This window comes from Verrucomicrobiia bacterium (assembly GCA_035946615.1).
In the GTDB taxonomy this organism is placed as follows: Bacteria; Verrucomicrobiota; Verrucomicrobiia; order Limisphaerales; family UBA8199; genus DASYZB01.
On sequence record DASYZB010000117.1, the window covers coordinates 26,500 to 36,127 of the forward strand.

The window sequence follows — 9,628 nt, forward strand, 5'->3', positions numbered from 1 at the left end:
AGCGGTTCCCCATGAACCGGTTACTGGAGAGGCTTGAGCGCTACTCGCGTGGCTCTCTGATAGCCGCTGGTTTGGTGTTGTTGGTCTTGATTGGCCTGGTGGACTACCTCACCGGCTTCGAGATCATGTTCTCGGTCTTTTACCTGCTCGAAGTCGGGCTGGCGGCCTGGTTTGTCGGGCGCGGGTTTGGCTTGTTAATGGCCGTCCTAAGCATCGCCGCCTGGATTGGCGGTGACGTCGCCGCCGGCGCCCATTACTCCACTCCGCTCATACCGATCTGGAATGCACTCATCCTGTTGGTGCTCTATTTAATCGTGGTGCTGTTGCTGACCAGCTTGCATTCGCTGCACCAGGAGCTGGAAATCCGCGTGCAACAGCGCACCGAGGCATTGACTCGCGAGATGGCTCGGCGCCAGCGGCTCGAAGAAGAAATCCTCCACGTCAGTGAACGGGAACAGCGGCGGATTGCCCACGATTTGCATGATAACCTCTGCCAGCATCTCACCGCTACCGCCTTGGCGGGCCAAGTCCTCGACGAGCGCCTGACAGCCAAATCCCTCCCGGAAGCCGCCGATGCGGCCAAAATCATCGAGTTGGTTGAGCAAGGCATCGTCCTGGCTCGCAACCTGGCACGCGGCCTGCACCCGGTCGAGATGGAAGCCGAGGGCCTTATGGCGGCCTTCGAGGGACTGGCCGGCAATATCACCAAAGCGACAAAAACCCTTTGCGTCTTCGAGTGCGAAGCTCCCGTCCTGGTTAACGATGACACCGCCGCGACGCATCTCTACCGCATTGCCCAGGAAGCAGTCCATAACTCCATTCGCCACGGCAAACCCAAGCGCATCGGCATCAACCTCTCCGAACACAACGGCCTGGTCGCCCTTCGGGTCGAGGATGACGGTATCGGTCTGCCTGAGAGTGGGCCGGAAAGCCAGGGTCTGGGGGTTCGGATCATGGCGCATCGCGCGGCAATGATTGGAGGAACCTTTTCAATCGAGCCCGCCCCAACCGGTGGAACGATCGTCACTTGCACATTCCCAAAACCGGCCGCCGCTCGTCCCAACGCTCCCGATGAATCCTGAGACCTCACTGCAGAAAGGAAGCATTTTTCTGGTGGACGACCACCCCCTGGTGCGCGAATGGCTGACCAACCTGATTAACCAACAATCGGGCCTTGCGGTCTGTGGCGAAGCAGAGAGCGGGCCGCAGGCCCTGCGGAGCATTGTCGATCTCAAGCCGGATGTCGCGATTGTGGATATCTCGTTGAAAGAGTCTTCGGGCATCGAGTTGATCAAGAACCTCAAGCAGAGCTGCCCCTCGGTAGCCGTGCTGGTCCTCTCGATGCACGAGGAAAGCCATTACGCCGAACGGGCCCTGCGCGCCGGCGCCCGCGGTTACATTATGAAACGGGAAACTTCCCGCAAAATCATTGGCGCTATCCGCCAGGTTTTAGAGGGCAAAATGTACCTCAGCGAAACAATTGCCACCGCCATGGCGACCCAATTTGTCCATGGCCGCACTCTGACCACTCAATCGCCTCAAGCGCTCTTGAGTGATCGGGAACTCGAGGTGTTCCAACTGCTCGGCCAGGGACGTGGCACGCGCCAAATCGCCGAACTGCTCCGGGTCAGCGTCAAGACCGTTCAGGCCTACTGTGCGCGCATCAAAGAAAAATTGAACCTGACCAGCGCCACCGAGTTGCTGCGGGAAGCCGTGCGGTGGCATGAGAGCACGCACCAGCAGTGAGCGTTTGGCGCCCGCCTTCCGCTTTGGAGTGGCTTTTTTGAATCAAAGCTGGTTATAGTAGAGTCATGGCAGAAAAGAGCTTGAATGACCTGCCGCGCGACCTGCGCGTGCTTTTCACCAGGGGCACCGATGCCTTGCAGCGGGACAACTTCAGTTACGCCATCGAGCTTTTCAACCAGGTGCTCGCGCGCGACCCGGCATTGTATGATTGCCGCAAGGCCTTGCGAACCGCCCAATTGAAAAAGGCTGGCAGCGGTGGCGGTTTTATGAAGAAGATGTGGAATAGCGCCAGCTCCCAGCCCATGGTCGCCAAGGGCGAGATTGCCTTGCACAGAGACCCGGCCGAGGCCTTGAAAATCGCCGAGGAGATTCTCAATAGCGACCCAAACAATCCCGGCGCCCACCGAATCATTGTCAAGGCGGCCCAAGCCCTCGAAATGCCCAAAACAGCCGTGTTGTCGCTCGAAGTTCTGTCCCGCAATTCACCGAAAGACAAAGACGTCGCCATTCAGTACGCAAACGCTTTGGCTGCAATTGGGCAGCCCAAACGCGGCGAGCAGGTCCTTGCCAGCCTTCATGACGCCTTCCCCGCTGATAACGAAATCCACCAGGCGCTCAAGGACCTTTCCGCCCGCAAGACCCTCGATGAGGGCGGTTACGACGCCCTGGCCGACGGCAGTGGGTCCTATCGCGATATCCTCAAGGACAAAGCCGAGGCCGTCGCCTTGGAACAGCAAAATCGGCAGGTCAAGAGCGAGGACCTTACCGAAAATCTGATCAAGGAATATGAGGGACGGCTGACCACCGAGCCCGCCAATCTCAAGCTGTTGAAACAATTGGCCGAGCTTTACAGCCAGAAAAAACAGTTCGACAAAGCCCTGGGCTATTATGAAAAACTCAAGGCCTCGGACGTGGGGAACGACCCATCGCTGGACAAAGGCATTGCTGAAACCATCAACCGCAGATTCGAACATCAGATTTCCCAATTGGACCCCAATGCTGCGGATTACCAGGATTCCGTCGCCAAATTGCAGAACGAAAAGCAGACATTCCAGTTAAGCGAGTGCCAGAAACGCCTCGAGCGCTATCCCAATGACCTGCAGATTCGTTTCGAGCTGGGGCAGCTTTATTTCCAGGCGGGCCGCATCAGCGAGGCCATCGGTGAATTCCAAAAGGCCCAGGCCAACCCGCATCGGAAGGTGGCTGCGATGAATTACCTGGCGCAGTCTTTTGCAAAAGGAAACAAGCTCGATATGGCAGCTCGCACCCTCCAGAACGCGATCAAAGAAAAACCAGTGTTGGACGAAGAAAAAAAGGAGTTGATATATAATCTAGGCTCCGTCCTCGAGCGCATGGGCAAAAAGAACGAAGCCCTCGACCAGTTCAAGGTGATTTACGAAGTCGATATCGCCTACAAAGACGTCGCCGCCAAGGTGGACGCCTTTTACGCCGGACAGTCCTGATTCTTCAACCACGACCGCGCCCAGTCCGGGGCAAATACCCCATTTACCGGGGCAGCCCTCTGGCAAATGCTAAGGCCATGTCAGAAACAAGCGAAAATGGACAAAGCGCCGCAGTGGAGCGGTTGGTGGAAGACATCAAGGTGGTCGTGCGCGACGGGCAGGACCTGCTCAGGGCGGGTGTAGCCAACATGCGAGAAGTGGCGCGCACGCGCGCCGAAATGGCAGCCCAACGCGTCAGGGAACGGCCCTATCAGAGCCTGAGCCTGGTTTTTGGAATCGGACTCGCGCTCGGCGCCATGGTTGTCGCATTTTGGAAGCGCCGGGGGGATGACGACTGAAGCGCTGCGCTGAGCCTCTGTGCTTTTGCCGGCGCTTACCTTCCCCTTCGGGTAAATGCGGGTCTCCCCCGACTTCTCCTTTAGCATTCAGCCCTTAGCCTTCAGCCTTTCTTTGCGTTTCTCTTTGTTCTTTCGCGGCGATTCCTGCCCCATCTGCCTTTGTGGGGATCAACCAGCCTCTTAGCAAACGCTGCGTTTTGATTGCGCCCAGGCGCAACAATTGCGAAAGTCGGCCATGCAAAAACGCCTCACTTGGATTGTGCTTTGCGTGCTGGTCCTGGTTGCGGCAATTGTTTTGTGGACAAGATCGAAAGGGGCAGGCGACCCATTCATTCGCTCGATGACGATGGGCCAGGGTTATTTCGAGAAGGGAGACGCTGCCGACGCGATAACGGCCTACCAACGAGCGGTCAAGCTGGCGCCCGAGAGTCTCTACGCGCACTTGAATCTGGCCAACGCATACCTCCTGGGTGGGCAGAGCCAGGAGGTAATCGCCCAGTGCCAGGAAGCCCTGAACCTGGACCATAATAATCCAGCGGCCTACTACCTCATGGGTTGCGCTTATTTGCGTCTCGACCAGGCCGACAAAGCCGTCCAGGCCCTCCAGGAATCTCAGAAGATTGACCCGGCTATCACCGCCCTTAATTTCCAACTCGGCCTGGCCCAGGAACGGCTCGGCCACATCGACGATGCCATTCAGGAATTCGAGACCGTCGCCCAGTTCCAGCCTGACCACCCCTCAGTCCATTATCAGCTCAGCCGTCTTTACCAGCAGACTGGCCAAACCCAAAAGGCCGCTGAAGAACTGGCCAAACATCAGCAAATCCTGGCCAAAAATCCCAATGTCTCCAGCGGGCCCGCGACCTTCGAGCGTTGCAAATATACGCAACCCGCCGGCCCCTTTGCCCTCGACCAGCCCGAGCGCCACGGCGCGGCGGTCCATTTTTCAGATGCCACGAGCGCCGCTTTCGGCCAGCAGGCAAACCTGTATCACGGCCCACTCGGCGTTTTGGATTACAACCATGATGGACGCGACAGCTTGTTCGTAACCGAAGCAGATGGCTTCCGGCTTCTGGAAAATTCAGCAGGACACTTTACGCCGCTGGGTCCCAAGGCGCCAGGGACGCCGGGCGCAGTCTATCAGCGTTGTCTGGTGGGTGATTTGAACAACGACAGGGTCGATGATGTGTTGATCCTTGGGGAGCAGGCCTCCCACGCCTTCAAATTCGCCACCAACGGGCAATTCCGCGAAATGACCGCTGCGGCGGGACTGAAAAACCTCAAGGCAAAAGGCGGTTTGCTGGCCGACCTGGATTTTACAGGCAAACTCGATCTGCTGGCCGTGCAGCCGGCAGGCGAAGGGTTGCTGGTGTATCGCAACCTGGGCAATGGTTATTTCCTGGCGAACACCAATTCCGGGTTGCCTGCCGTCTTTCCAGGCCTCGAGCAGGTCGCCGTTGAGGATTGGCGGGATGAAGATGTGCCCGGCGTTTTCGCCACCAGGGCCGGCCAGCCTCCGGTCTATTTCGCCAAACAACGGGCCGGCTTATTCGTGCAGACCAATCTGGATGGCGCCTGGCCCGCCGGCAGCATCCTGGCCATTGGCGATCTGAATAACGATTTGCGCCTGGACGCCGTGGTGGCCGATTCACGGGAACTTCATGTCATTTACGGCGGAATGCACGAGAGCCTGACGCTGCCCCTAAACGGATTTCAAACCAAAGGCCTTTTGCTGATCGATTATGACAACGACGGCTGGCTGGACGTTCTGGCCTACGGCGACGGCCTGCGCCTGTGGCGCAACCTGGGCAAAAAGGGGTTCAAAGATGTGACTGCCGAGCTTGGCCTCGATAAGCTAGGGCCGGTTGATTCGGTAGCCGCAGCAGATTTTGATCAGGATGGCGATACCGATTTGGTTGTCAGTTCGCCCAAGGGGCTGCAGTTCTTGCGAAATGATGGAGGCAACGCCAATAAACAATTGAAGCTCCAATTGGCCGGCAACCGCTCTAATCCCAGCGCCCTGGGGGTTCGCGTCGAGTTGGTTTCGGGCCATTGGCACACAATCCGAACGCGCAACCAGTTCCCGCTCGAAATCGGCGTGGGGAAACATGATAAAATCGAGGTGCTCAAGGTTCGTTGGTTCGATTTGGCGACCGCTTTGGTGGATGTGCCTGTGCAAAAGCAGCCCCTGGCCTTGGCTGAACTCACCCTGCCAACCGGCTCCTGTCCCTACCTTTACGCATGGGATGGACGGCGGTTCCGGTTTGTGACGGATGTCTTGGGCGCGTCGCCCTTGGGTCTGCCTGCAAGTCAAACGCGCTATATCGACGCCGATCCGCAAGAACTCCTCGAATTGGGCGACGATGCCCAGTTTCCACCGAACAATGGCTTTTACGAAGTGCGCCTGACTGAAGAACTCCGCGAGGTGCTCTATCTGGACGTGGCTACATTGATCGCGGTGGATCACCCGGCGGGCACCCTGGTCCATCCCACGAGCAAAATGCTCCCCGCCAAACCCTTTTTGCCCCATGAACTCTGGACCTTACGCCCGGTCGCTGCGCTTCAACAGGCCGTGCGCAGCGATGGGTGCGACGTCACCCGCGCCCTGGCCGCAGCCGATGGCGACATGGTCTCGCCCGTCCGGCTGCGCGAGCCGCAACTGCGCGGTCTGGCAGAGCCTTTCTCCGTTACAATGGATTTTGGGGAACTGCCGGTCAATCGCCCGCTGGTTTTGGTCATACGCGGATGGCTGCGGTTTGGGGGTGGCATGGCCAATGTGGCTGCTTCGCTGGACCCGGCTCTGCCATTTCCCTTCCCAACTTTGGAAGCGCAGTTGCCGGACGGCTCCTGGCAGGCCATTAAAACGCCCGTCGGCGCGCCTGCGGGCAAGACCAAAACCATCCTCATCGATTTGGAGGGCAAATTGCCTCCTGGGGCTCGACGCCTTCGACTAAGCACCGCCTTCGAAATCTATTGGGACTATGCCTCGCTTTGTGAAAAAGCCCAGGCGGCTCGAAACCGGGTCTTCCATTTGCATCCCGTGCGCGCAGACCTGCATTGGCACGGCTTCGGTCAATTCGAGGCACTGCCCGAATGGCTGCCCTTGACGCCGATCTACGATAAAGCGCAGTTCAACCCGCCCTGGCGGCGCACGCCTTCAGGTTGGTGTACCAGGTACGGACCGGTGGGTGAATTGGCCGAGCGCCAGGATAACGAGCTGGTCCTCTTGAATGGAGGCGATGAATTAGCCTTGTCTTTTTCTGCCGCAGCCCTGCCGCCTAAACCCGAGGGTTTTGCGCGCGATTTCTTTTTATACGTTGTGGGGTGGGATAAAGACGCCGATTTTCATGTCGGCCAAGGCTGGCGTGTGGACCCGCTGCCGTTTGTTGGGCTGGATGACCAGGCCTATGGACACCAGGCGCGCCCCGGGAATCTAAGCGATGCCTGGATTTCCAAATACAACACTCGCTGGGTTGGGCCACTGATTCTGGCCCGCAACCCCGGCACACTCCGGAACCTGCGGCAATCCAAACGCCAATAGCAACCCCCGCGCGCCGAGCCAGCGCCTGCTGCCGGCACATCAGATTACTGAGGAGTTCGTAACATGATCTACATCGCTTCGTTGGTCCTGACGCAGTCAATTGGGCGAATTAAATTGTTCCCCTTCCAAGGCCGTATCCAAGCCGGTTTCAGCTCTCTGAGCAGCCTGTTGATGAAGATCGGGTCGATGCTCCGGCCCTTTTTGCCTTCGTGGCCATTCGAATGATCAGGGAAATGATGCCTGCCAGCACCGCAGCAACGGCGATCAAGATGAAGAGCATGGTCAGAACCAGGATGATCTCGCCACCGCCCAGATTAAACAAACCAAACATTGTATTTGTCATTTCGTTCCCTTCTCAGTTTCACGACCCGTGCTCACTCGTGCCGGGCCAATGACATGTTTCGCCGCGAATTTCCGCTTTGACTGAGACGGCAATTTCGTTTACCCTGAGGGCCTGAAATGAGCTTCATGCTGATGCGCTCCAATTATTGGCTTTCGGCCCTGGTAGGCCTGAGTGGCTTGCTCGCCGTCCAGTTGCGGGCGCAGGATAAATTCCCGCGCCGCGAGTTGGAGCTGTCGGAAACCAACAGCCTTGAAGTATTCACGAATCTGAACGAGTTGGGCAGCCGTTTGGATGGCTTGCGCCAGGATTTTGAGGATGAATTGAACAACATTCGGCATCCATCCAGGAGTTCGCTCGATGGCGTGCTGGTCCCCTCCTATTATCCGCCGGCTGCCCGGACTGCCCCTTCCAACAAGTCCAAGGACGAATTGGACCTGCAAAGCTTCTTGTTCCAAGACATGCTCCCGGGCGGCCAGGACGATATGAGCCAGGGGAATACCGGCGGGCGTCCAAAAACCCAGAAAGAGAAAACAGACCTGTATTACGAAATGTTGGGCGTGGGCAACCTCAACCCCAACGCTTCCGTTTTCGGGGATGCGTTCAATTCGCTCAATGCCAAGACGCCGCCGCAGAGCCCTCAAACCGACGACGACCCGATGCGCCCCAGCGACTTGAGCGGTACCCAGCAAAGTTTCAAAAACTTCCTGGGAGAAAACTCTGACAGCGTGTTCACCCGCAGTTCGAGCAGAGGCGCTCTGAGTGGGTTCCTGGGCACAGTGGCGCCGATGACTGCGCAGCAGGTCGAGGCCCGTAAAAACTACATGGATGACTACCGCAAGATATTGGATGACTCCAGCCCGGACGCTGTTATCAATCCGCTATATGCCCCTGTAAATTCCGCCCTTCCGCAATCGACCAACTACGGAATTTTGGGCGCTTTGCCCTCCAGTACTCGTGATGGACTTACCACCATCCCGGCCGCCCCTCCTCCGGTCAGGGCCCTAACCACTGTGCCAGATTTGAATTCGACCGTCCTCAACCAGTGGAACCCGATGTATGTGGCGCCTGCACCGCAGCCGGCCAAGCCAAGCCCAAGCTCCTTTTACGTCCCCATGATGGAGACCCCCCGCCGAAAGTTCTAAGAGCTGCCGGCTCACCCCCACAGGAGCACATGCACGCCGGCGCCCGCCGGCAAGGTTACTCCCGGGGGCGCCTCGACCAGGCCATTGGATGCCGCCAACGAACTCAAGACGTGCGCGGCCTGAACACCGGCCGAGGACACCTTCCCGGATGCATCCACGACGACCCGCAAGAAATGAGGGCGCTCGCCGGAATTGGACAGCGCCTCGGCTAAAACACCAGGGTGGCCGGGCAAATTCACTTCGGAGGCCCCTTGCCAGCGCAACAATGCTGGCCGCACCAAAAACAGGAATGTCACCAGAGCCGAAACAGGGTTGCCAGGCAAACCAAACAGAAACTTTCCCGCGCAACGCCCAAACACAAAAGGGCGCCCCGGTTTGATGGCGACTTTCCAAAACTCAAGCTCCCCTCCGGCATCGGCCAATGCGCGCTTAACAAAGTCCATCTCGCCCACCGAAACGCCGCCGCAAGTGACCACAGCATCACACTGGGCCAAGGCCGCATCTAACGCCGCGCGAGTGGCCGCGCGATTGTCCTGCACAAGAGGCAGAACTACCGGGCATCCGCCTGCGCGAGCGATGAGCGCGCCGAGCCCGGCCCGATTGCTTTCATAAATCTGGCCCGGCCCCAGCCGTTCCCCGGCCTCTTTCAATTCAGAACCTGTGGCCAGCAGTCCGATAACAGGTTGTGCGCCGACAACGACTTCGCCCAGACCGGTGGCAGCCAGCAGACTCAGTTGCCCGGGGTTCAAAATTGTGCCCGCCTCCATCAATGTCGTTCCCGCTTTGATGTCTTCGCCGCGCAATCGCACATTTTCCCATGGACGCGCCTGTTCCAGAATCCATACCGCCTCGGGACTTGCAGGGTCCAGCCGGGTGTCCTCCTGCATCACGACGGCATCGGCTCCCCCTGGCAAAGGCGACCCTGTAAAAAGCCGGATGCAACTCCCAGGGGCCAGGTCACCGGAGAAGTTTTCGCCTGCCGGGACGCGTCCGCTGAGGTGGAGGCAGACAGGCGTTTCCGGGCGGGCTAAGGCGACATCGGCCGCACGAACGGC

The 9,628-nt window shown here is 58.5% G+C and carries 8 protein-coding genes; 6 read left to right on the forward strand and 2 right to left on the reverse strand.

Features of this window, described 5'->3' with window-relative positions:
- Positions 1-11: 11 nt before the first annotated feature.
- From VG146_17650 to VG146_17670, 5 genes are all read left to right on the forward strand, one after another.
- Positions 12-1,082 (forward strand): sensor histidine kinase, encoded by a 1,071-nt coding sequence (locus tag VG146_17650; GenBank protein HEV2394181.1) that lies wholly within the window; start codon positions 12-14, stop codon positions 1,080-1,082.
- A complete protein-coding gene (locus tag VG146_17655) occupies positions 1,072-1,746 on the forward strand; it encodes a response regulator transcription factor (GenBank protein HEV2394182.1) in 675 nt (224 codons plus the stop codon). The genes VG146_17650 and VG146_17655 overlap by 11 nt, the downstream gene beginning before the upstream one ends.
- 65 nt (positions 1,747-1,811) lie before the next feature.
- A complete protein-coding gene (locus tag VG146_17660) occupies positions 1,812-3,209 on the forward strand; it encodes a tetratricopeptide repeat protein (GenBank protein HEV2394183.1) in 1,398 nt (465 codons plus the stop codon).
- Between the two features lie 77 nt (positions 3,210-3,286).
- Complete coding sequence (locus VG146_17665; protein HEV2394184.1) at positions 3,287-3,547, forward strand: hypothetical protein; 261 nt, start codon at positions 3,287-3,289, stop codon at positions 3,545-3,547.
- A gap of 235 nt (positions 3,548-3,782) precedes the next feature.
- Positions 3,783-7,088 (forward strand): FG-GAP-like repeat-containing protein, encoded by a 3,306-nt coding sequence (locus tag VG146_17670; protein HEV2394185.1) that lies wholly within the window; start codon positions 3,783-3,785, stop codon positions 7,086-7,088.
- 148 nt (positions 7,089-7,236) lie between these two features.
- Here VG146_17670 and VG146_17675 read toward each other — a convergent pair whose 3' ends face one another.
- On the reverse strand, positions 7,237-7,419 hold the full coding sequence (locus tag VG146_17675) for a hypothetical protein (GenBank protein HEV2394186.1): 183 nt from the start codon (positions 7,417-7,419) through the stop codon (positions 7,237-7,239).
- Positions 7,420-7,547: 128 nt separating this feature from the next.
- On the opposite strand from VG146_17675, the gene VG146_17680 reads away from it, so the two are divergent.
- Entirely contained in the window at positions 7,548-8,573 is a 1,026-nt protein-coding gene (locus VG146_17680) for a hypothetical protein (GenBank protein ID HEV2394187.1), read from the forward strand.
- 11 nt (positions 8,574-8,584) lie between these two features.
- On the opposite strand, the gene glp is transcribed toward VG146_17680, so the two are convergent.
- The coding region (glp, locus tag VG146_17685) for a gephyrin-like molybdotransferase Glp (protein HEV2394188.1) at positions 8,585-9,628 on the reverse strand (1,044 nt) is incomplete at its 5' end.

Bases quoted from the DNA above. Each gene is read 5' to 3' on its own strand.
- VG146_17665 (HEV2394184.1), top strand. From the start codon at position 3,287: ATGTCAGAAACAAGCGAAAATGGACAAAGCGCCGCAGTGGAGCGGTTG.
- VG146_17660 (HEV2394183.1), top strand. From the start codon at position 1,812: ATGGCAGAAAAGAGCTTGAATGACCTGCCGCGCGACCTGCGCGTGCTT.
- VG146_17670 (HEV2394185.1), top strand. From the start codon at position 3,783: ATGCAAAAACGCCTCACTTGGATTGTGCTTTGCGTGCTGGTCCTGGTT.
- VG146_17675 (HEV2394186.1), bottom strand. From the start codon at position 7,419: ATGTTTGGTTTGTTTAATCTGGGCGGTGGCGAGATCATCCTGGTTCTG.
- VG146_17655 (HEV2394182.1), top strand. From the start codon at position 1,072: ATGAATCCTGAGACCTCACTGCAGAAAGGAAGCATTTTTCTGGTGGAC.
- VG146_17680 (HEV2394187.1), top strand. From the start codon at position 7,548: ATGAGCTTCATGCTGATGCGCTCCAATTATTGGCTTTCGGCCCTGGTA.
- VG146_17650 (HEV2394181.1), top strand. From the start codon at position 12: ATGAACCGGTTACTGGAGAGGCTTGAGCGCTACTCGCGTGGCTCTCTG.